We start from the raw sequence: 22,638 nt of genomic DNA on the forward strand, positions 1-22,638 counted from the left end.
TCATGGAAACCAATCGCGTAAGTGGCGATCCGCATACTCATAAATACCTTTGATCTCTCGATGCTTGTCCATTACACCGAACAGGAAGAGAGTAATGACTTCTTCGTCGCTGAAGCTTAAATCCGCGTGATTACTCATTCTCTGACTATAAATCCAAAGATTTTGCTGATAATGCTTGCAAACATAAAGATAAATCGTTATTAATCGGTTTTGCCAGTTCATTGATTACTTTGATTGATTGAGGTTGGGTGATGTCTTCCTCAATAGTTTAACGTTATTGATGGACTGGCTTCTATTTCAGCTCTTAATTCGCATTTGACTAATAGATATGGTATTCCTCGATTCTATTCAAAAAGGACTTGGATGCAGCCAAAGTTACAATATATTTATCTTTTGAGCGTTCCTGGTATCACCTCTAGTATTGACGCGGGTTTCAATTCTTCAGGGTTAGCTCGACATAAGAATCATTACACGACGGCTAAGAGAGCTTAAAGGAGCCTGACCTGAGCTAATACGATTTAATTGATGAACTCAAGAATGACCGGTTAACCCCATCCGAAAAGGTAATGGTAACAATCTCCCCAGCGATAGCGGTTATCGAACCCTCCCCATATTTGCGCACCTTCACTTTTTGTCCGAGTTCAAATTTTGATTTTTTTAAAGAGGATTGAAGTTTAGGAATCGTTACCGCGTCACTTTCTTTTACAGCAATTGGGGGATTCATACAGTTGTCACAAGTACCGCAATTGGCTAAGTTGAATGTTTCACCAAAATATTCCACTATGTTGAGCCAGCGGCAACGAGCATTAAAAGCATAAGAAATTAATTGTTCTAACTTAATACGATCATTCTCATATCGTTGATTGTAATTTTCTGCTATTCGAACAACATCATCATCATTTAATTTTTTCTGAAGCAGAACATATTTACCACGCTCAACCTTTACAAACCCTTCATCACGCAGGGCTTTAAATACAACCCGTACTATTAGAGAGGGCAATTTTTTAGCATATTTAGCCAACTCAGATACTGTTTTAATTGAAGTGGCAGATTCAACCAATGTTTGCCATAGTTGCTGAATATCTGAGGGAGTGATGTACTGGCCTGCAAGAAAGAAATTCTGAATGCGTCGATCATTATGGTTAAATAGTAAAATGCATTTTGCTATTTGATCATCCCGCCCTGCTCGGCCTGCTTCTTGATAATAAGCCTCCACTGAGGATGGCATTTGATAGTGTATTACTGCTCGGACGTCAGGTTTATCTATGCCCAAACCGAAAGCGTTCGTGGCCACCATTATATTATTTGATAGCGTCATAAATTGCTCTTGAGCTTGACGCCGTTGTTCCGAACGCATCCGTCCATGGTAAATTTGTACGGGATAGTTTGCTTGCTGCAAATGGCCATACACAGCCTCGGCAGCTTTCACTGTAGCAGTATAAATAATTATGGAACCCTTGACATTTTGCAATATTCGTTCAAGCTCCTCCATTTTTTCAGATTCTTTACTTACTTGTTTAACGGAAAAATGTAAGTTAGGACGATAAACACTAGCATTGATTACCTTCATTTGCGGTCTGCCAAGCTGAGTACAGATATCCTGAGCAACCTCTTCTGTTGCTGTAGCAGTTAAAGCAAGAATAGGAGGGTTGCCAAGCGATTTAAGTACATATGGAATTTCTAGAAAGGCGGGTCGGAAATCATGCCCCCATTGAGAGATGCAATGAGCCTCATCTATTACCAAGATATCAATAAGTATGTTTGATAAATGCTTTAAAACCTCAGGCGTTTGCAATCTCTCTGGTGTTAGAAAAATGATCTCATTTTTTTCTTCAGCAATCTCATTGAGAGCCTGCATTTCATCTAATCGGTTTTTTGTGCTGTTGAGTACTGCAATGTCTACACCATGACTTTCAAGTTTTTTTGCTTGATCATCCATTAATGCGATTAAAGGAGAGATCACCACCGTCATTCCCGGCAAAGCCAAGCTCGAAAGTTGATAACAAAGCGACTTTCCAGCACCGGTAGGCATCACAGCTAATGTATCAATGCCTCGCAGGACGTTTTGAATGACTTCTTCTTGTCCTGGTCGGAATTCATTCAATCCGAATCGGTTGCGTAATAAACGTTTGAGGCCGGTTTTAGTAAGGTTTGAGCGCTTACCAGAGCGTTGACTCATAGGATAGAGGCTTACTTATAATGTTATAGGGGTTGGAAGGCTGCACGGATACCCGTAAGCCTTTGAGGTCAATGTGCATCTGCTCTTTCATTTATTAACTGATTGATGCTTATCCCAATTAATAGATTTCTCTTTCAATGCATTTAAACTTTTTATTTCTTCTACAGATAAGTTAAATTTATATCCCACCTTGTTCTAGTTTTCAATAGAAACAGCAGTTATAAAATAACGTCATATCCTATAAAAAATAAGTTTTATGCTAAAAACTATTGGCTTTTAAATTAGGCAACAGCTTGTTTTTCATATTCTTGCGTACCTTGGTGATGAGCTGCACGCCTTGCTCCCAGAGTTGCTCAAAGAGTGACCGCGAGATATAACCCCGGTCACCAAAGAGCTTTCCAAATAAGGAGCGCGTCAACTCTGGCACCGGGTCACGGTCATCCACATTGCCCGCCGTGATTTTGACTCCCAGCAATTCTCCCTGATCATTGATGACCAGGTGCAGCTTGAACCCATAAAACCAACCCACACTGGTCTTTCCCCGAGCAGCAAACTCTGCCATTACTTTATGCGGCCCAATGCGGCGATTGTGGCACACGCTGATTTTGGTTGAATCAATGAAGCTGATCCCAACTGCATTGCCCAAGGCGGCTGGTCAGAAAACAGCACAAAGGTAGCAGGCTACCTTGCAATAGCTCAACAAAGCGGTTATAGCTCACCAACCCTGGAAAATAACCCCGCTGATATCTCAACACGTAATTCAGGTAATAGTACTTAAACGTCCGGTAGCCGGACAGATGAAACCCCACCATGATGGTCATGATTTCGCTTAGACACAGCACTCCTTGCCGCCGGCGCCGTTTCAGCGATGACTCTAGCGCTGCTCCCACCGTGGCTCAAACTCTTTACAGAAGCCGTCACTCGCACAAAAAATCGTTATAGTATCCATAGGAATCTGACTCCTCTCATGCTGGAAATTCTTTTCCAAAACCACTTCATCATAAGAAATTCAGGTTCCTTTTACAGCTTTTCTTATATCGAACTCACGTTAAATAATGTTAATCATGAGCTTCAGAGACTGAGCATCGTAAATTTAGCGATGCTCTTACTCTTCCTAATACCATAAAACTTATTAAGTTGGAGTTGATATCTCAGACAATGCCTCGGTTACAGGCGCAAGATCAGAACTTTCAACAGCAAAATCTCCAAGTGAAACAATACCGACTAAATGATGATCTTCATCAACCACAGGCAAACGCCGAATCTGATGATCGCTCATTAACCGAGCGGCATCTTCCAACGAATCGTCCTGGTTGGCAAAAACTATTTGTTTAGACATTGCATCTCTTATCGGAGTATCAACATCCATACCTTCTGCGACAGCACGCACAACAATATCTCGATCAGTAATGATCCCTATCAAATTATCCATATCACCGACAGGTAAGACACCAAAATCGCCATCTCGCATTTTTTGTGCTGCCTCCTGTAAAGTCGCATCCGGGCTGATTACTTGCACATCAGTACTCATCACGTCACTTACTGTTTGCATTTTTATCTCCTAGGTTAAGGTTTAAGACTAAACTATATTTAATAAAATTTTCATTAATACAATGGATTTTTCAGCAATTAATATTGCAAAATATGGTTTATAGCTTTGACTGACGGCTCTGGCGTATTGCTCAGATATGCCATCACGCGTAGAACTCGACATTTAATGAGAGCCTTGACAATGGCTTCCTGTGCCAGAATCAGAACCTTCGTCTCTGCCATGACTGCTCTGCCCGCCTTTACGGCCAGCTCACGAGCTTCTTTGGAGTCAAACTCATGGGCAGTACCCTTCTCGTGAGCTGCACGGCCGCCCTTGCTCGCAATTTCTTGCTACTTTTCTTCGCCCATACAAGCAAAATCACGCTGGCTGCTGTCCTTGTTCTCCTTATCCTTTCCTTTATTCGCAGGCATAACTACTCTCCTATTAGGTAAGTTCAAAAAACACCTATGATGTGTTTTGGCTATTTATCTCCGGTTTGATAAAATGAAGATTAACTTTAGCGTACTCTTCGAAGCAGGCTTTCTCTGTGCGCAAGCGCACAAAACTAAAGCTTGAATATACGACCCATCATTATCAAGGAACTAAAAAAGTATTATTGCCAGGACGGTAGCGACTGATCTAATTTTCGATAGGAATACTCTATTGGGACCAGATGCGCATGACGGTAGAAGGTATGCCATACCGAATGCAGGTTATCTATATGAAATGTTAATAAGTCCTAGGGTGCAGACTCTCTAATTAACATGAGTTCGGGATATGAAGTATGCTGAGTTTTATGGGCTCTATATTTGACAACACACCTCAATGATTCTTATGTCGAACTCATATTAAGGAACGAGGATTCAATAACTCCAGAGCTTTGAGTTGCAAATCAGGTTGCCGCTGATAGAGTATTTCGGTTATGTTCTGACAATGAAGATAACCATATACGCCCCGGAAGTCGAAGCACAAATGCGCAATTTTTATCACAGCTTATCGGAAAAAGACCGCCGCCGCTATGCTGCCGTTGAGGCGGCAAAGCTGGGTCACGGAGGGATCACCTACCTTTGTCAGGTATTACACTGCGATGAAGGCACCGTTAGCCGTGGCCTGAAAGAGTTAAAGATGCCGTTGCTTGAAAAGGAGAAACGTATTCGGCAAGCAGAGGGTGGGAGAAAGTCAGTTGTGGAGACGATGGCAGGGCTGGATGAAGCTTTTTTAGCGTAGTAATCCGCTAGAGGCGGCAAGGCGCGCAGAAGAAACAAGCGGCGTCAGAGCTTGAGGAGTAAAGTTGGAATGTCGCGCTGGAGAAGACCGACACATCACTGGTGCTAATCCGCCCGTTTTTTAGCGTGGTCATGGGTCACGTCGGCGACATTGGTGAGTCCGTGGCAACGGACATCCCGTTTGAAAGAGTGAGTACAACGACGTACCTGAACCAGCGCGACATTCCAATAGAGATAATGGAGGATGTCATGGCAAAGTTCAAGCGAAGTAAATTGGAGTTAATCCATCCGAATGCAGCGGGGATTGATATTGGCTCTGCGAGCCATTTTGTGGCGGTACCGCCGGATCGAGATAACAAGCCGGTAAGGGAATTCAAGAGTTTCACCGCAGACCTGAATGGTTTAGCGGACTGGTTAGAGGCCTGTGAAATTGACACTGTGGCAATGGAATCGACGGGGGTATACTGGATTCCACTGTATGAACTTTTGGAGTCGCGCGGGCTGACTGTGTATCTAGTAAATGCGCGGCACGTTAGAAATGTTTCTGGCCGGTAGTCGGATGTACTGGACTGCCAATGGTTACAGCAACTGATGAGCTTTGGGTTGATGTCTGGCGCATTCCGTCCGAAAGATGAGATATGTGCACTACGAGCCATATCTCGTCAACGCGATATGCTGATCCGTTATCAGGCGCGACATGTGCAACATATGCAAAAGGCTCTGGCGCAAATGAACATACAATTGGCGAACGTGATTTCGGATATTGTGGGCGAAACCGGTCAAAAGATCGTTCGTGCCATCATTACTGGTGAGAGAGATGGGCACATCCTGGCGAATCTCAAGAGCAATCGCATCCGGGCTGGCAAAGACGAGATTGAGAAATCGTTAGTCGGGAATTGGCGGGAAGAACACCTGTTTGCACTCAAGCAAGCGATGTCACTCTATGACGCCTACAGCGAACGACTCACCGAATGTGACCGGCAGCTTGAAACCATGCTGGCGGCACTTCAGGTGCACAAGGTAGAGATCTGCCAGAAGAAGCGCCGCTCCAATGTCAAGAACGCTCCCAAATTTGATTTGCGTGCCCATCTGATTGGCATGTGTGGGGTTGATTTGACGCGAATTGACGGCATCGAAGTGATGACTGCGATGAAAGTCCTGAGTGAAGTGGGCGCTGACATGAGCAGGTTCAAGAGTGCGAAGCAGTTTGCCTCGTGGCTTGGGTTGTGTCCTGGAACAAAGATATCGGGCGGAAAAGTGCTATCGGGGGCAAGCAAGCGCACAGCGAACCGTGCGGCTCAGGCACTGCGCATGGCGGCAGTTTCATTGAAATCCAGCCAGTCTGCACTGGGTGCCTATTACAGAAGATTATGTGGCAGACTCGACAAGGCAAAGGCAATCACAGCGACAGCACACAAACTGGCGCGCTTGATCTACACGATGCTAACGAAAGGAACCGAGTACGTCGATAAAGGGCAGGAGTACTATGAGGAGCGATATCGTCAACGCGTGTTGCATCATCTGACTGTTCGCGCTCGGAAGCTGGGGTTTAATCTTACCCCTGTTCCTGAGGCTACTTAATATTTGCTGTAAAACCATTGTGTTACATTTGTTTCTTGAAAGCGACAGCACACAAACTGGCGCGCTTGATCTACACGATGCTAACGAAAGGAACCGAGTACGTCGATAAAGGGCAGGAGTACTATGAGGAGCGATATCGTCAACGCGTGTTGCATCATCTGACCGTTCGCGCTCGGAAGCTGGGGTTTAATCTTACCCCTGTTCCTGAGGCTACTTAATATTTGCTGTAAAACCATTCTGTTACATTTGTTTCTTGAAAGATGTTAAAAAATCATACTGCCGGCTCACCAATAGATGAATCCGTAAAGTGGTCAAATTTGAGCCGCAGCGAAATGGCTGAGAAGCTAAAACAGTGCGGATTTAGCGTGAGTGTGACCGTTATTGATCAATTGCTCGACAAACATAATTTCCGCCGCCGTCAGGCCTTCAAGGTTGAAGCCGGGAAAAAGAATCTACCGCATCGGGACGAGCAGTTCAAAAATATCGAGCGCCTCAAAGAAGAGTATCGGGTCCAGGGTAATCCAGTGATGAGTATGGACGTTAAAAAAAAGAATTGATCGGCAATTTTTATCGCCCCGGAAAGCTCTATACTACTGAGGCCGTGCGGGTCAATGATCATGATTTTGAGTCCCTGGCGGACGGTAAAATTGTGCCTCATGGGCTGTATGACATCCATCGCAAAAGCGGCTATATCGTATTAGGCACGAGCCATAATACCTCTGAATTTGCTTGCGCCTGTATCCGGCATGGGTGGTTGAATTATGGTCAACTGGACTATCCAAAGGCGACGAGCATTTTATTGCTCTGCGACTGTGGAGGCAGCAATAATGCACGCCATGCTATCTTTAAAGAGGATTTACAGAAATTGGCAGATGAATTGGCTATTGAGATTCGTATCGCGCACTATCCCCCGTACACGTCAAAATATAATCCCATAGAGCATCGATTATTTCCTCATATCACCAAAGCTTGTAGTGGGGTTATTTTTACCAGTGTCGAGCGCATCAAAGCAGTCATGAGTAAAGCAAAAACTTCTCAGGGACTAAAGGTCTTTATCTCAATTATGGAGAGGGTGTTTGAAACTGGGCGCAAAGTGGCGGATGGCTTTAAAGAAAATATGACCATTGAGTTTGACCCATTTTTACCGAAATGGAATTATGTTGCTATTCCATCTGCTTGCATAATTTCTGCAGTTATTAAATCCTGATTCCTAATTAACTGCCAAAAAAGCAAAAGCCATGTCTTGATAGGCATGGCTTTTAGTTTTGTCGTGTTTCAGTTTAAAATTTGACCTTCTTTATCTCGTTTGATCGTTCATTTTGAACAGCAAATATTGCCAATCTATATTATCGATTAACGAACGGTCCAACTGAGACTATTTGCCCAGCATTCAAAATTACGGCTAGTGTGGATACCTCGCACACGCACTTTCATTTCTCCCTTAGATGAAACATATTTATCTGGACTCAGATTAATCACGGCAGATACAGTTACATCATCTGTATTTCCAACCGTGCGCTTATCGAGCAGATCCCAATTGGCGGTCTTATAATTATACAAATACAAGCTTTGCATAACGTTTTTTCTAGAATATTGCCCCTTATAACTTAGGGACAACTCGGACATACTTGCCGGCCAATCTTGTATTGTTGTGGTCGCATACCAGTCAGTACTTCTCCCATCAGCAGTTTGGAGAGATTTAATATCATAAGTATCTTTATCAGCCTTTTTGAAACTCTTAAGCGTTCCCCACTGGTATTCACCTGTGCTAACCGTAACAGTTTCCGGGAAATAAGTTGCTGGCGTCAGCATAGGGTGAGTAATGTTGACATAAACAACAGCTTTAGCCCCCATATTCCGATCATCAACAATTGTATAGTTGAAGCTATCCGTACCTAATATATTAGGAGCCGGTTTATAGGTATAGATGTTGTCGCCATTGTTGAAAATAGTGCCACCTCGAGAGCTTGTGGTATCGACCGTAGCAACGTTAATCCCATCATTGTCTGGATCAGAATCATTCTTTAGTAACTCCAAAGCGGTAATAATAATTGGCCTGCCTTCAAAGGTGGTCACATTATCGTCATTAGCTATGGGTGCTTGGTTCGGCGACGCGGCAGGACTGAATCTGCCAGTATGCGTGCTGGTATCCACTTCAATAACACCTGTAGTGGTGTTACGATAATGAATAGGAGGTTGGGCATTAGGCAAAGGATGTATCACAGAAGAAATAAACTCTCCAATATCTCCCAGATTGGGTCTTGCATGAAAAGGCAAAGCGTTTGAGCATGTTCCCCATGATGAAAAACCGCTGGGCTCGCCCCATGCCATGAAATCAAAACCATATAGCAATGTTGACCACCATGCATAATCGAATTTATTTTCTTCAAATAACAGAGTGCAATCTGTTTGGTTAGGGAAAACATCTGCCTGAGTCGTAATGGTGGCAATCTGGGTGCCGTATTTCTGCTTATAGGTATATGCTTTATCTGACCTATCTATCCAGATTTGCGGCTCTACGAAACTACCATTTATGACTTGGTAATGCTCCAATAAGTAGATATCCATAGCACCCAGACGTGGCGCTACACCTTGTGGGTTCATTTGAACTGATGAGAGGGTATTTGCGTAATAACCCGTCGTATAAGATATTTCATTGATGATATCTGTGCCAAACACATCATCTGGGTTATAACCATTAATGAATGCCTTCAGGGATTTACTATGAACATAATCTACAATTTCGTTCTGCACTGTTCGAGTACTGCCAAAACCATATTCAGCTTCGTCCAGAAAGATACCGACGACACCCATATTAGCCCATGCGTCAATACGTGCTTTCATTTCATCAACAGTAAGTGGCACAGGAATGCCGTTACACTGCCGTGCAGTATTTTCACCACCAATAGATACATAGCCATATACCTGCGTCTTACCTGAGGGTGGCTGCAGCTGCTTAATAATTTGTTGAGTTAAGTCGTGATCGAAATGACTATTTTGATCGCATCCAAAATACGGTATCTGGCCAAATGCTCCGGTGTATTGCGGGAACTGGAGTGAATCCCCAAAAACGACCGCATCATAATCGTTAAACACATCTACAGCGGTACTAATATTGCCATTCGCACCGTTGACTAAACTTGGCATGCCGTAATAAATAGCAATATTCTTCGGAGCTATAGTGTTCTGAGCATGCACTATATTAGTTAACCATACTGATGGCACCAAAGCAAAGAACAAGCATCCACGCATAAAATATTGCGTAAATCTTGCTGATAAATTCATATCAACACCTCATTTAAAAATTGGTTATTTTTAATATTTTTACTTTTTAATATTGAGTCTCCAGCGTAATTACCAAAATAGTCTGCAATCCTGACTTAATCATTACAGCGAAAGTATCCTACTTTATTTAAGATTTCTGGAATTGTACTAAGGTACAACATGGTATTTTATCTTCTGGGAAATAGACCAGGAGCGTCATCAGGAAAACCGCACAGTAATTGCACAAGCGTAAGCCGATAATGAACCATAACTAACAGATCATGGCTTATGACTGACAAAACCTTTCTCCATATCGAAAGCGGAGCGCATCAGAAATGTGGGAGCATGAGGATCAAGCCGGTATCCATGCAAATTACTGAACCATTTAAACAGCGTGGTGTGGCTAATTTATCGGCTGTATTTGAATTCTAGAGTTTAGAGTAAACCATCTCCCACAGTTGGAATTTTTTCCAACTTGAAGAATGTAATGCGCTTGATCTTTTTGTGGTATTACATGCTGTTGCTTTGTTCACATCTTGAATTCCAGTTTTTATTCCAATCTGGTGGCATGAATTTTTTATATTTTGCATTCCACCATGACCGAATAGCAACATGCCTTAAAATATTGACCAGTCCTGTACGAATCTGCCCGGCAGTTTGGGGCTGATGCTTGCGCCATGGGGAATGCTGACACAGTGCCGCTACTGCCAGCTGTTCAAGCAACTCAATAGCTGGACCAGGCCGTAGCCTGCCATGGTAATGTGTACCCAGCGGTGAAGTGTTTGTCGTGTTTGCTGCCATGCCTCTTTCATTCCCCAGGCTTGTTTCAATTGATTGAACTGGGTTCAATCGACCAGCGCAGGCTATAGCTTTCTACGATCTGTTCCGCAATTAACGTGGTGTCAGTGCTTAACAGAAGACTGGCTGTTTTCCATTGTCCGGGCTTATGGTCATTTTCAAGCTCGCACCAGACGGCCCGAACCAACTGACCGTTCAGAAAGCGCACTTTTGCCAGGGTGCAGCGCAAACGGACACGTTGTTCTTTACCATAGATAGGCAAGGTAGCAACCCAACGATGCAACTGCTCAGCCTGTTCGGGCGTAAGCTTCTCGCCGTATTTCCGGCTTCGCCCCCGTTGGCTCTTCAGCCTCGGCGCAGGTAGATCATATAGACGGGTATCTCTTCTGACCTGACCAATTACATCAAAGCCGCGATTGAGCATCGTGCTGATAACATATTGCCGCATATACCAGCTATCCATCAATACACGCACCCTCAAACCTCGCAACAGGCTCTGCACAGCACGCACCAGCGTATTAGCTGCAGCCAGTTTGCCGGTGTGGCTACCAGCTGGCATCAAGCGGGAAAGTAATGGCAGCGCTACCGGCTCCTTGCTGGCTCGACGAGTGATGATTGCCAGATTGACCCAGCATTGGCCTTGCACAAATGCAGGCAGATTGATCTTGTTGCCATGCTGGTGGTGAATCCGGCTGCCTGGTGCTTTGTTCGAAGCGCGCAACGTTACTGTATCATCAATCGCCAGATGGACCACATCGTGTGTCACGCTCGCTAACACCAGCCGCATAAATTGCCGTGCCAGCGCCAACCAGGACCATTTTCCCTGTTGCAACCATTTGTAATAACTCGTCCAGTGATTGCGCATCGTCAGCATCAAATACGCATCCGTGACAAATCCTGTCGGCGTCAACATCGCCCCGATCAACAGCTCAATAAAGGTGCCTGTTGATCTTGGGGGTAGCGCTTTGGCTAAAAATGTTATCCAATTACACAGTTCGCCAGGGATACCAGCCTGTCCTTTTGCGTTCATCGCGGCCTCCAGAAGTAAAATGACATTTCTTTCTAGAGGCCGCCTTTCTAAATAACTTTTAAGAACAAAGCTATTTAGAAAGGCGGCAACGATTTTTTCGTTGCTTTGTCAAGTTTTTTGCTACTCTTTTATCTTTGGGTAATTTTTTCCTTTAAGGGTGAAACTCTAGACTCTAGTTACTCATAACAATGCCTGAAATTCCCAGCACTCGGGGGCAGTCATACGGATAGTTTCCGGTAGTAGCGACCGCTCATAATTGGTAACTGGCGCATCAAATTATGCTTTTAGACCTGTGTTAGAGATAGCGCTATTGGCCAAAACCAACCAGTCAATTTCTCTGAATGAATCTCCAATATTTAGCCGAATAATATGAGACAGCCCTATTGTCATGATGCTGGAATTGTATATCGCTTCGTTTAGGATGATATGCAGTGAGCAAACTTGACAAACATAACAATTTTGTTGATGTCAAAGCATAGAAGATATATGGAAATTATATAATTACTTGTTAGCTGCAAGGAGATGCTATGACCGCTTGGTGGTATGCCGATAAAGACGAGAAAATCGGCCCGATTGGAATAGATGAGCTTAAGCAGCTTATCAAGTCCGACAAAATCGATGCTAAAACAATGCTGTGGCACGAAGGGATGGATGCCTGGCGACCTCTGGACCAAGTTGAAGAATTAAATGAGTTAGAGGCTGTAGTCTTGCCATCTTTGCCACCAAAGGCTGATACTGACACGCTGAGTTATCCCATGGCTAATCGCTGGTTACGATTCTTTGCTCGTATTTTTGATATGTGTTGGGAACACTATGCTCGTAGCCTTCATCTTGGGAGCTGTATTTAGCCGTTATTCCGCTAATTTTGTTGAGTGGTTTTATGAATCTGGTGCAAGTTGTCAATTATTCGGCTTGCTGTACCTACCAATTGCATTTATTTTAGATGCCTTATTATATCGAGCCATCGGAAATACACCCGGCAAGGCTTTGCTCGGACTGAAAGTAAAAACACTGGATGGTAAATCCTTAAGCTTTGCTCAATACCTCAACCGCAATTTCTCGATGTGGGTAAGCGGACTGGCTCTGGGGTTCCCTTTATTTACTCTATTCACGCTGGTACATCAGGCAGGCAGGCTTGGTGAAGGACAGCAAGCGAGTTATGACGAATCCACGGGATTTTGCGTGCACTCAAAACCTGTGGACTGGTGGCGCAAGACCGCTTTTGGTTTCGCCTTCGTGAGCCTTTTCGTAATTATAATGGCGCTAAACACCATGGAGCAGACCGGCCACGTGGAGCCATATTGAGCGCTACTCAAAAAGCTACTCTTGGGAAAATCCGCTTACGCGGTTTAACGCCCAAATTAATTCTAGATGTAAATAGTTCGATCAACCAAACGATGCCGGCCAATAGGTATATAAGTTCTCCAGGCGGGCTGATTGTGCTGTGGCTCTTGGCTTGGAACAAGATGCTAGCTATGCCTTAGATGACTATGTGAATACAGTCCAGAAAAGCACAGTTACCAATGAAACTTACCATTATCTCGATTAAATTAGAATTTTGTACTATTAGCTGCCCCGTCTGAATCTCAAAGCAACAATTCTACTGATCGGTAAGCGGCCTTTCGTATGACAGTAGCGCACCTTCATGATTGGCTGTATTGCCGGTACCGTGCCTTCCACCATGATTTAGTGTTTAGCTAGTTTTTGCTTTCTGCCATCGTGTAGGTTTTTATCAGCGCGAGTTGGCCTATCATTCTGCATGGGAAGCTTCTCTAATCTTCGAAAGTGCTACTAATACACTTCTCGAGGATGGTAACACATCTGATCAAGTGACGGTGCCGGTGCAGTAATAGACACAGATTTCGCTTAATCAAGATTAAATTCTTATCGTGAATTTTATCAGGTATGAGTTTTTATAAATATTTCACGATGCATTTTCTATAGACAATTCTATGTGAAAATGCTGCATGTAGACCGTCGAACTCTTACCAGTTTCGACGGCTTTTCTATTCTTTTCAGATATTGCCCTCAGTTTAAGCGAAAATTTAAAATCCCTACTAAACCTTTAACGGTCTGGCTTGTGTTGCTTTGATGGTTTCCATGATGCATTCTCCATAAATTGATTAGAAAAATGCTTTTTGGACTGAGTAGAATTTTTTAAGGTAAGAACTAAAGGCAGAACTGAAAAGGTTTAATAGATGTGTTACCCTTATATATCAATCACTTATTCTAACTATACTGGCGGAAGCGGTGAGATTCGAACTCACGAACCCTTGCGGGTTGCCGGTTTTCAAGACCGGTGCAATCGACCACTCTGCCACGCTTCCAATGAAGATTAAAATAAACCAGCAGATACATGACAACATACCAGAAGTCATTTTTTTCTTCTGTTTATTTAATGCTGGGTAATGCTACAAATCAGACTGGTTGGAATGATACCTTTTTAAAGCCGCTTTTACCAGCAGAACCCACCCTATCGATTAACTATTTCGTACCGCAGCGAGCTGCTCAGTTAGCCGCTTGATCTCTTCTTCAGCCCGCCGTTGTTGCGTCACGTCATATTGCACGCCCAGGTAATAAAGGACATTGCCGTGCGCATCAAACAGAGGGGTAATGATTAAATGGTTATAAAACATTTCGCCATTTTTTCTATAATTTTTGAGCGTGATTTCAACAGGCTGCTTATTTGCAATGGCTTCTTTCAACTGATAACGTTCTTTCTGGTCACGATCAGTGCCCTGCAGGAAACGGCAATTTTTCCCTACCGTTTCCTCTTGACTGTAGCCCGTTATTTTTTCAAACGCTTTATTGACATAGACTAACGGCATATCCTCCTGATCAGGATCAGTCAATGTGATACCATTAACACATGAATCAAGAATTTTGGATAATACTTTTGGAATCAATCCAGGGTCTTTCTCAACGATAAAATCCATCTTTTTCTCCAAAATTTTTCCTGTAATTAATTAGAACTTATGGCTTGGCAGACCACTAAGTTAATCACAACAAGTCAGCTTCTATTAGACGCTTGATGTTTCTGACTGTTCTTTCAGCCCCGTCCTGAATGGCGATGCGTATAAGCTTCTCAAACGGCCTCATATGCAATTCGAGACTGAGTAACTCAAAAGTAAACGTGATTTGAGTAGCGGCTGGATCGGCAGGCTGCAATAAATAATCGCAGCGGAAAGGATTCGATACGCCGGCGAAACAAATATGTACATGAGGCTCAAAGCTGACAATTTTAAACGTGGATTCTGAGCGGTTGCCTTGATCAACACGCACCTGCCGACATAGCGTTCCCAGTCCTAGCGGACCATCGGTCAGTTTCTCCAACTCACGCACTTCCGGCGACCACCTTGGGTAATTATCAAGCAGCCCGGTCCCGATAAAATTAAAAACATGCTGCTCAGACTTCTGAATCACTGTGCTTGCCTTCCCTACAACCGGCTTATCGTTAAACAAATTAAACATAGCCCAGCCTCCTGCTTATCGATATCTTAAATCAGATAAGTATCTATTCCAGTCAATAGCAAATCATATTGTGCCTCTACAATCTCTTTAATAATTGAGGCTGCTATACCGGTTACCACATTATTTTCGAGCGCCAGCCAGCCAACTGCATCCGTCGGCCCCAGGCTAACGACATAGCCTATATCATGGTGGATATAAGGTTCAAGTATTTTAAGCACTCCGGAATGCCGTAAAATATTGCGTGCTGCAAGCTTTCCCTTACGCACCGCCGATTGCGCGGTCATCGCATTAGAGCCGAAAGACTGGTAATGAGAGCAATCACCCGCAATAAAAATATGCGGTAAGGATTGACGGTTAATAATAACTTGTCCGAAAGCATTCGCCATAAGCTGGTTCCTCTGCTGCTTGCCAGAAAATAATAGCGCTAGACTGGAAGAAAGTTCATACTGTCTACCGGTATTCTTTTCTTCCAGTAGTATGAAGTTCTCCTGCTGTCCGCGGAAATAAGTATCGGGACAAAAATCAATATCAAGCTCAGCCATACGGGATTGCGCATAGTGAGCCAATCTGTCGGGAAACTGTCTGAGCACCCGCTCCCCGCTTTCAATCAGACGCACTTTGTTTTCTAATTTGTGCCGCTGGAGAAAATGTGCAATCTCAAACAGAAACTGTATCCCGGTGGCACCTCCTCCTATCACAGAGATAGGGGCTTTGCTGTCATCTCCCCCAGCCAGATGACTGCTTAGCAATGTTGAACCGGCCGTACTCATAAAATCATTCAAATCCAGGACGTGGGCTGAGTGATGATGAACTCCCTCTCTTGCAGGCGCGCCTGTGGCAATCAGCAGATAATCAAATGGCAATGAATAATCATCCACTGTGATGCATTTATTATTCTGCCATTGCTGTAGAGTATCTTCGTCGAGCACGAGCTCAGCGCAAATATGACGACAGCCAAATCGCTGCTCTAGCGTCGTAAAGGGTACAAGCAAATCAGATAAAGGATAGCGAAATGTTTCTTGAAGATGTGTAATCTTAAGGTGATGTGTTCTCGGGTCAATTATTGTGACTTCAGCATCCGGCATATATTCCAGCAGAGTGGTCAGTGCAGCGATGCCAGCATAACCCCCACCTACGATGGCTACTTTTAACTGCTTGCGAGCAGGTATATAAAATGGCAGAAAAGCCACATATTCTCCTTATTTTTTCCTGAATGAGAGGCTAGTTATTTCATTCTAAATCAAATATGACTTTGTCGGCATCACCTTGCCGTATAATTGATACTGTCTGCAGCTCGCCTTCGTGCCATCTTTGATTTGGAATCACTACACATGAGAGTAAGATGCATGGTTAGCGTAGCATGAAAAAATCCTATCCATGGTAGATTCAGAGTAATTATTCACAGTTCACTCATAAAACGATTTCCTTTAGGTATTTTTTCTGCCTGCCAGTTTGCCTGCGCCCATTGCCAGAAGGAAGTGATATCCCCCTCGACTAACTCATCAGGTGGATTCTGGCCAAGAAAACGAAGCGTTGCAACCAGTTGAGGGAGCGGTCTAGCCAAGTCGATGGGTGTAGCCAATGTTTGCTTACTTAGCTTTTCTCCTTGTTTATTCACGACAAGCGGCAAATGCAGATAGACAGGGGTTTGATAGCCCAGAAGCTTCTGTAGATAAATTTGACGGGGAGTCGAATGAAGTAAATCCATACCGCGCACGATATGAGTCATTCCCTGCCAGGCATCATCTACCACTACGGCTAATTGATAGGTATAAATCCCATCTGCCCGACGCAAGACAAAATCACCAATTTCCTTTTGCACGCATTGATGAACCTTTCCTTGCAAATGATCCACGAATTCAATCCGGCTGTATTCGGTTTTAACTCGCAGCGTATGGGGACGACCCCCATAATTGCCCGATAGACCATTACGACACTTTCCTGAATAAACAGGTCTTTCACTATTCATCACAGCAGAATCAGCAATTTCTCTACGTGTACAAGTACAAGGATAAATTAATCCATTTTTATTAAGTTCAGCCAGTGCGGCTTGATAGCTAGCATGACGCTGACTTTGATAGACAACTTCACCATTCCAATTCATTCCAAAGGATGCTAGCGTATGCAATATTTGCCGGGATGAATCCGGAATAACCCGTGTTGAATCCACATCTTCAATTCGGACCAACCATTCACCATGATGGGTTCTTGCCTCAAGATAACTGGCTACTGCCGTCACCAATGAACCCAGATGCAAGGGACCTGTCGGTGAAGGCGCAAAACGCCCACGATAAACGGATAGTGGCATAGCAGGATGCATCTTCAGCACTCAGCCAGCCATTGAGCATCTTGCTGATAGCTCATTACTTTCAAACGTTTTCTATAAAAAATACTTTTTAGCTGTTGAAAAATAATCCACACTACTCTTCTTGTTAAGCTTAACAAGTATAATTTAAGCTTTAAAGTAATGAGAAGGTTTACGGTGCATATTCATATCCTCGGCATTTGCGGTACATTCATGGGCGGCCTTGCCGTACTGGCGCGCGCTTCTGGTTTTAAAGTCACTGGTTGTGATGCCAATGTCTATCCACCCATGAGTACGCAACTGGTTTCTCAGGGCATCGAATTGATTGAGGGGTACGCGCCACAGCAAACCCAGCTCAAGCCAGATCTGTTTGTGATCGGTAATGCTATTTCCCGCGGCAATCCCTTAATGGAAGAAATCCTAAACAGGAATTTGCCCTATATATCCGGCCCGCAATGGCTCTCAGAATATGTTCTGAGAGCCAAGTGGGTGCTAGCGGTGGCAGGTACTCATGGCAAGACGAGCACCAGTTCGATGCTGGCATGGATACTGGAATACGCGGGGTTGGCTCCCGGCTTTCTCATTGGCGGCATACCTGAAAATTTCGGTATCTCCGCACGATTAGGTGATAAAAGTAGCCATCAACCAGATCAGCAGGAATCCTCATCATTTTTTGTCATTGAGGCTGACGAATACGATACCGCATTTTTCGATAAACGCTCCAAATTTATCCATTATCGCCCCAGAACGGCAGTATTCAATAACCTTGAATTTGATCATGCGGATATCTTTCCTGATCTAGCTGCAATTCAGCAACAATTTCATTATTTGGTAAGAACCCTTCCCGGTAATGGATTAATTGTTGCCAATGGCCTTGAAAAAAACTTGCAGCAGGTACTCGCTCAGGGTTGCTGGACACCTATTGAGAAATTTGGGGTAGATGAGGGATGGCAGACCAAAACGCTGACTGAGCAAAACATCGAAATCACTTACCAGGATAAATCCTATGGGCGACTGCGATGGGATTTATTAGGTGAACATAACCGCATGAACGCACTGGCAGCCATTGCAGCAGCCCGTCATGCTGGCATCCCTCCTGATATTGCCATTGCCGCCTTGTCGCAGTTCAAAAATGTCAAACGACGAATGGAAATACGAGGTATCGTCAATGGCATCACCATATATGATGATTTTGCGCATCACCCAACTGCGATTAAAACGACCTTAAACGGTTTGCGTCATAAAGTAGGCAATGCGCGCATTATCGCTGTCCTGGAACCACGTTCCAATACGATGAAAATGGGTATTTGGAAAGATAATCTGGCAGCAAGTCTGGAAATAGCGGATCAAATTTATTGTTATGCCAATCACTCAGAATGGGATGTACAAAGCGCACTCAGCCCTTTAGGGAAGAAAGCCAATGTGCATTATGAGCTGGTACAGTTGATCAACTCCATTGGGGTGATTGCTTGTCCTGGTGATCATATTCTCATTATGAGCAACGGTGGTTTTGGCGGAATACATGAGAAGCTAATGAAGTCTCTGGCCCATCCTCAGTGACAGAGGGAGCTGCAAAAAACATTTACCATAGCGCATTCTGTTATCAAAATTTTTGAGCATTTTATGAGGCGGATAGTCAAAGGTGTGACAATTTGTCACATAGCCTAAATTTCTAATTTACGCTAAGGTTGTATCGGCAGAAGCCAAATAGAAGATGAGTCCTCTTAATGTTTAATATTCTCCATCAGTCACCGCTTAGCAAAAATCTGCATAGGCTATTTCTTTTAAGAAGTATTGCGATTGTGGCGCAATGCATTTTATTTGCTTTAGTCTATTCAATCATTGAGCTGGATGTACCATGGGCCAAGATGACCATCGTGGTAGTAATACTCACCCTCCTCAATTTTTTTACCTGGGTTCGGCTGCATCATACCTTTCCTGTTTCCAATCTTGAGCTTTTTGCCCAATTACTCATTGATATTTTTGCTTTAACCGCATTGCTTTATTTTGCTGGTGGCTCAACCAACCCTTTTATCTCGCTCTACCTGCTGCCTCTCACTATTGCGGCAGCCATCCTGCCATGGCGCTATACCTGGGCGATTGCAGGCATGACAATCACTTGCTATACCATTCTGTTATTTGAATATATCCCGTTGCCCCATGATCACTCTGATGATCATAGCGCTCATCTCATGGAGTTCAATCTGCATATTTCAGGTATGTGGTTAACCTTCGTGTTAAGTACCCTCTTGATTGCCTGGTTTGTCGTCAAAATGAGCAGCTCCATTCGCGATCGTGACAAAGATCTCGCTCAGGCAAGAGAACAAGCATTACACAATGAGCAAATTATTGCGCTGGGTACGCTGGCTGCAGGCGCAGCACATGAATTGGGCACGCCTCTCTCAACAATGGCAGTTATTGCGGGTGAGCTACAACAGGAATATCCCCAGGATGAAGAATTCCAGAATAATATTCGTATCCTGCGCAATCAAATCATGCATTGCAAGCAAACCCTGACGCAGTTACTCGCTAAAGCAGGGCAAGCACGAACAGAAGACGGAAATAGCCAGTCAGTTGATTATTTTCTGAAACAGATACTCGATAAATGGCAACTGATTCGCCCTTCGACCAAATTCAGCTATCAATGCGATGGGGTCCAACCCGTTCCTCTTATCATGAATACACAATTACTGAGCCAATCCATCCTGAATTTACTGAATAATGCGGCGGATGCCTCTACCAATCAAGTCAGCATCAAAAGCACTTGGGATCAGCATACGCTGAATCTGGAAATTCATGATGACGGGGAAGGCCTGACTGGAGAAACGGTTCAACGCGCAGGGGAAGCGTTTTTTACCAGTAAGGCTCCTGGCCAAGGGTTTGGTATCGGTTTATTTCTTGCCAACGCCAATATTGAACGTTTTGGTGGTACTGTACGTTTGTTTAATCATCCAGAGGGAGGCGCTTGCACCCATGTCACGCTTCCCCTCATTCCTAACATGACTTAACTTTTCTTTCATCAAGTCAGCTCCAAGAGGAAAATCTTATGACCGGGTCCGTTGAGCAACCAAGTTTACTCATCGTCGACGATGATCCCGTTTTCTGTGATGTGCTCGCTAAAGCAATGACCAAACGCGGATTCGATGTCACCTATACACACACCATTTCATCCGCCTTGGAAAAAGTTGAATCCCTTATGCCTGAATACGCCATTATCGATCTCAAACTATCGGATGAGTCCGGATTAATACTCATTGATAAAATAAAGAAACTTGATCCTGGAACCCGGATCGTTATGCTGACGGGTTATGCCAGTATTGCGACCGCAGTGGAAGCAATCAAGCTGGGTGCCACCCATTATCTCGCCAAACCAGTGGATGTTAATGACATTATGGCAGCTTTTGAGCGTACCAGCGGGGATACCGAGGTGCCGATAAGCTCGCATCCGTTATCAGTTGGACGGCTGGAATGGGAATATATCCATCGTATTCTGACTGAAAATAATAATAATATCTCCGTTACGGCAAGAATTCTGAATATGCATCGCAGAACACTGCAACGCAAGCTTGCCAAGAAACCTGTTTAGAATTTAATCATTCAGCTCAAGACTAGAAAATTTTGCCGTTACCCGAATATCTTGTCCGATCATACGAAGATCGGTTAATTCCAGTGTATGCTTGTCGGATAATCTGGTCAGCATCGGCAAATTCAACATGCCCTGTGCCTTATCACCAAGCAGACAAGGTGCAAGATAGATGACCAATTCATCGACCAATTCTTCTTGTACCAGAGCGCCAGACAAAGTACTTCCTGCCTCTACTAGTACTTCGTTGATCTCGAAATCAGCGAGCTTAACCATCATTTGAGCCAGATCGACTTTGCCACCATGAGTAGGCAGCATCATGACTTTCATCCCCTTCTCCTCCAGCAATTTTTTTCTGCTCTCATCCGGCGCAGCAGTGAAAATCAATATTTTACTACCCTGCAATAGTTTTGCATCAGCGGGTATATCCAGTCGGCTATCAATAACGACGCGCCATGGTTGCCGGGTAGTCTCGACGTGACGGACCGTTAATTGTGGGTCATCTTTTTTTACTGTGCCAATACCCGTTAAGATGGCACAAGAAAGAGCACGTAAGCGATGGGCATCCAAACGCGCTGGCTCGCTAGTAATCCATTGGCTTATACCATTCTCCAATGCCGTCTTTCCATCCAGACTCGCCGCCATTTTCAATCTTATCCACGGCCGATGGCGAGTCATGCGGGAAACAAAACCAATATTCAGTGCGCTTGCTTGTGCTTCCAATAAACCGGATTGCACCATAATACCCGCATCTCTTAACCTAGCTGCACCATTTCCTGCAACCAGAGGATTCGGATCGAGCATTGCTATCACGACTCTTGCCACGCCTGCATGGATGAGTGCCTCCGCACAAGGGGGCGTACGCCCATAATGGCTGCATGGCTCTAATGTCACATAAACCGTAGCATTTCGGACGGTATCATCCGCAGAACAAAGTGCATTAATTTCAGCATGCGGCTGACCAGCCCGCTCATGCCAGCCACGACCTATTACGCGATTATTTTTAACCACGACACAACCCACCCGCGGATTAGGACTCGTTGTGTATAAACCCTTTTCTGCAAGTTTTAATGCCTGAGACATGTAGGCATAATCACTGGCTGAAAAAATCTCGGAATCTTTAAGCACAAATAGATCCTGAATATGTACCTGATCGTACTTCGAATGCGAAATTTGAATTTCTTAAGAATGAGTTTTAATGTTGATTCTGAACTTCTTTGATGACGTCCTGAAAGTCACCAACATCCTGAAAGCTTCTGTATACAGAGGCAAAGCGTATATAGGCCACTTTATCGAGTTTATAAAGCTCTTTCATCACTAACTCGCCGATAGTGCGTGAAGAGATTTCCCTTGCACCCGAGCTCAGCAACTTCTGAACTATACGGTCCATGGCTGCATCCACATGTTCAGTGGGAACTGGGCGTTTATGCAATGCACGCAAGAAACTGGTATGAAGCTTATTTCGATTGAATTCCGCACGTGTGCCATTTTGCTTAACCACTTGTGGCAAACGCAGTTCTACTGTTTCATAGGTCGTAAAACGCTTGCCACAAGCTGCACAATGCCGCCGTCGACGGACACGATCTCCCTCTTCACTGACGCGTGAATTAATTACGCTGGTATCTTCAGCGTTACAGAAAGGGCATCTCATTATTTAATACCAGTTACGC

19 protein-coding genes, 1 tRNA gene and 4 pseudogenes are annotated in these 22,638 nt (G+C 44.2%); 10 read left to right on the forward strand and 14 right to left on the reverse strand.

Annotated elements, in window-relative coordinates:
* The 5 genes and pseudogenes from AAW31_RS22305 to AAW31_RS21510 form a co-directional block, all read right to left on the reverse strand.
* Entirely contained in the window at window positions 1–222 is a 222-nt protein-coding gene (locus AAW31_RS22305; RefSeq protein ID WP_046851008.1) for a hypothetical protein, read from the reverse strand.
* A gap of 286 nt (window positions 223–508) precedes the next feature.
* The gene (locus AAW31_RS16065) at window positions 509–2,179 is read right to left on the reverse strand and encodes a RecQ family ATP-dependent DNA helicase (protein ID WP_046851009.1); all 1,671 of its coding nucleotides are present in this window, start codon (window positions 2,177–2,179) and stop codon (window positions 509–511) included.
* 283 nt (window positions 2,180–2,462) lie between these two features.
* Window positions 2,463–3,128, reverse strand: a pseudogene (locus tag AAW31_RS23935) (IS982 family transposase); the annotation flags it as partial.
* 183 nt (window positions 3,129–3,311) lie between these two features.
* Window positions 3,312–3,731 (reverse strand): CBS domain-containing protein, encoded by a 420-nt coding sequence (locus tag AAW31_RS16075; RefSeq protein ID WP_046851010.1) that lies wholly within the window; start codon window positions 3,729–3,731, stop codon window positions 3,312–3,314.
* A gap of 77 nt (window positions 3,732–3,808) precedes the next feature.
* Window positions 3,809–3,952, reverse strand: coding sequence for a hypothetical protein (locus tag AAW31_RS21510; protein WP_158441571.1), 144 nt, complete (start codon window positions 3,950–3,952; stop codon window positions 3,809–3,811).
* A gap of 691 nt (window positions 3,953–4,643) precedes the next feature.
* Here AAW31_RS21510 and AAW31_RS19215 point away from each other — a divergent pair.
* The 4 genes and pseudogenes from AAW31_RS19215 (at window position 4,644) to AAW31_RS16090 (ending at window position 7,724) form a co-directional block, all read left to right on the forward strand.
* On the forward strand, window positions 4,644–4,937 hold the full coding sequence (locus AAW31_RS19215; RefSeq protein ID WP_144413001.1) for a hypothetical protein: 294 nt from the start codon (window positions 4,644–4,646) through the stop codon (window positions 4,935–4,937).
* A gap of 248 nt (window positions 4,938–5,185) precedes the next feature.
* Window positions 5,186–6,517: pseudogene (locus tag AAW31_RS16085) on the forward strand (IS110 family RNA-guided transposase).
* 35 nt (window positions 6,518–6,552) lie between these two features.
* Entirely contained in the window at window positions 6,553–6,735 is a 183-nt protein-coding gene (locus AAW31_RS20970; RefSeq protein WP_144413002.1) for a hypothetical protein, read from the forward strand.
* Between the two features lie 42 nt (window positions 6,736–6,777).
* A pseudogene (locus tag AAW31_RS16090) lies at window positions 6,778–7,724 on the forward strand (ISAzo13 family transposase).
* Window positions 7,725–7,870: 146 nt separating this feature from the next.
* Here AAW31_RS16090 and AAW31_RS16095 read toward each other — a convergent pair.
* Complete coding sequence (locus tag AAW31_RS16095; protein ID WP_046851011.1) at window positions 7,871–9,802, reverse strand: Ig-like domain-containing protein; 1,932 nt, start codon at window positions 9,800–9,802, stop codon at window positions 7,871–7,873.
* A gap of 267 nt (window positions 9,803–10,069) precedes the next feature.
* Here AAW31_RS16095 and AAW31_RS21515 point away from each other — a divergent pair, with 267 nt between their 5' ends.
* Entirely contained in the window at window positions 10,070–10,213 is a 144-nt protein-coding gene (locus AAW31_RS21515; RefSeq protein ID WP_158441573.1) for a hypothetical protein, read from the forward strand.
* Window positions 10,214–10,291: 78 nt separating this feature from the next.
* Here the strand turns inward: AAW31_RS21515 and AAW31_RS16105 are convergent.
* Window positions 10,292–11,609, reverse strand: a pseudogene (locus AAW31_RS16105) (IS701 family transposase).
* 527 nt (window positions 11,610–12,136) lie between these two features.
* Here AAW31_RS16105 and AAW31_RS16110 point away from each other — a divergent pair.
* Together AAW31_RS16110 and AAW31_RS16115 are read left to right on the forward strand one after the other, a co-directional pair.
* Window positions 12,137–12,457, forward strand: a complete 321-nt coding sequence (locus AAW31_RS16110; RefSeq protein WP_046851014.1) for a DUF4339 domain-containing protein — start codon at window positions 12,137–12,139, stop codon at window positions 12,455–12,457.
* Window positions 12,423–12,914, forward strand: coding sequence for an RDD family protein (locus tag AAW31_RS16115; protein WP_082110502.1), 492 nt, complete (start codon window positions 12,423–12,425; stop codon window positions 12,912–12,914). Before AAW31_RS16110 ends, AAW31_RS16115 begins: the two co-directional genes overlap by 35 nt.
* A 934-nt stretch (window positions 12,915–13,848) precedes the next feature.
* Here the strand turns inward: AAW31_RS16115 and AAW31_RS16125 are convergent.
* The 5 genes from AAW31_RS16125 to gluQRS form a co-directional block, all read right to left on the reverse strand.
* A tRNA-Ser gene (locus AAW31_RS16125) sits at window positions 13,849–13,936 on the reverse strand.
* A 153-nt stretch (window positions 13,937–14,089) separates the two neighbouring features.
* Window positions 14,090–14,545 carry a PAS domain-containing protein gene (locus AAW31_RS16130; RefSeq protein ID WP_046851017.1) on the reverse strand — a complete coding sequence of 152 codons (456 nt, stop codon included), beginning with the start codon at window positions 14,543–14,545 and terminating at the stop codon, window positions 14,090–14,092.
* Window positions 14,546–14,609: 64 nt separating this feature from the next.
* Window positions 14,610–15,080 carry an SRPBCC family protein gene (locus AAW31_RS16135; RefSeq protein WP_046851018.1) on the reverse strand — a complete coding sequence of 157 codons (471 nt, stop codon included), beginning with the start codon at window positions 15,078–15,080 and terminating at the stop codon, window positions 14,610–14,612.
* Window positions 15,081–15,106: 26 nt separating this feature from the next.
* The gene (locus tag AAW31_RS16140) at window positions 15,107–16,270 is read right to left on the reverse strand and encodes an NAD(P)/FAD-dependent oxidoreductase (protein WP_046851019.1); all 1,164 of its coding nucleotides are present in this window, start codon (window positions 16,268–16,270) and stop codon (window positions 15,107–15,109) included.
* A gap of 209 nt (window positions 16,271–16,479) precedes the next feature.
* Window positions 16,480–17,400: a tRNA glutamyl-Q(34) synthetase GluQRS gene (gluQRS, locus tag AAW31_RS16145; protein WP_046851020.1), complete on the reverse strand. Its 921-nt coding sequence runs from the start codon at window positions 17,398–17,400 to the stop codon at window positions 16,480–16,482.
* 162 nt (window positions 17,401–17,562) lie between these two features.
* Here gluQRS and mpl point away from each other — a divergent pair, with 162 nt between their 5' ends.
* From mpl to AAW31_RS16160, 3 genes are all read left to right on the forward strand, one after another.
* Window positions 17,563–18,945, forward strand: a complete 1,383-nt coding sequence (gene mpl / locus AAW31_RS16150; RefSeq protein ID WP_046851021.1) for a UDP-N-acetylmuramate:L-alanyl-gamma-D-glutamyl-meso-diaminopimelate ligase — start codon at window positions 17,563–17,565, stop codon at window positions 18,943–18,945.
* 167 nt (window positions 18,946–19,112) lie between these two features.
* A complete protein-coding gene (locus AAW31_RS16155) occupies window positions 19,113–20,393 on the forward strand; it encodes an ATP-binding protein (protein ID WP_046851022.1) in 1,281 nt (426 codons plus the stop codon).
* A 38-nt stretch (window positions 20,394–20,431) separates the two neighbouring features.
* Complete coding sequence (locus tag AAW31_RS16160) at window positions 20,432–20,971, forward strand: response regulator transcription factor (RefSeq protein WP_046851023.1); 540 nt, start codon at window positions 20,432–20,434, stop codon at window positions 20,969–20,971.
* A gap of 3 nt (window positions 20,972–20,974) precedes the next feature.
* Here the strand turns inward: AAW31_RS16160 and ribD are convergent, their stop codons facing one another.
* Both ribD and nrdR read right to left on the reverse strand, forming a co-directional pair.
* A complete protein-coding gene (gene ribD, locus AAW31_RS16165) occupies window positions 20,975–22,078 on the reverse strand; it encodes a bifunctional diaminohydroxyphosphoribosylaminopyrimidine deaminase/5-amino-6-(5-phosphoribosylamino)uracil reductase RibD (RefSeq protein ID WP_200899801.1) in 1,104 nt (367 codons plus the stop codon).
* A gap of 85 nt (window positions 22,079–22,163) precedes the next feature.
* A complete protein-coding gene (nrdR, locus tag AAW31_RS16170) occupies window positions 22,164–22,619 on the reverse strand; it encodes a transcriptional regulator NrdR (protein WP_046851024.1) in 456 nt (151 codons plus the stop codon).
* Between the last annotated feature and the right edge of the window lie 19 nt (window positions 22,620–22,638).

Source organism: Nitrosomonas communis (genome assembly GCF_001007935.1).
GTDB classification, from domain to species: Bacteria; Pseudomonadota; Gammaproteobacteria; order Burkholderiales; family Nitrosomonadaceae; genus Nitrosomonas; species Nitrosomonas communis.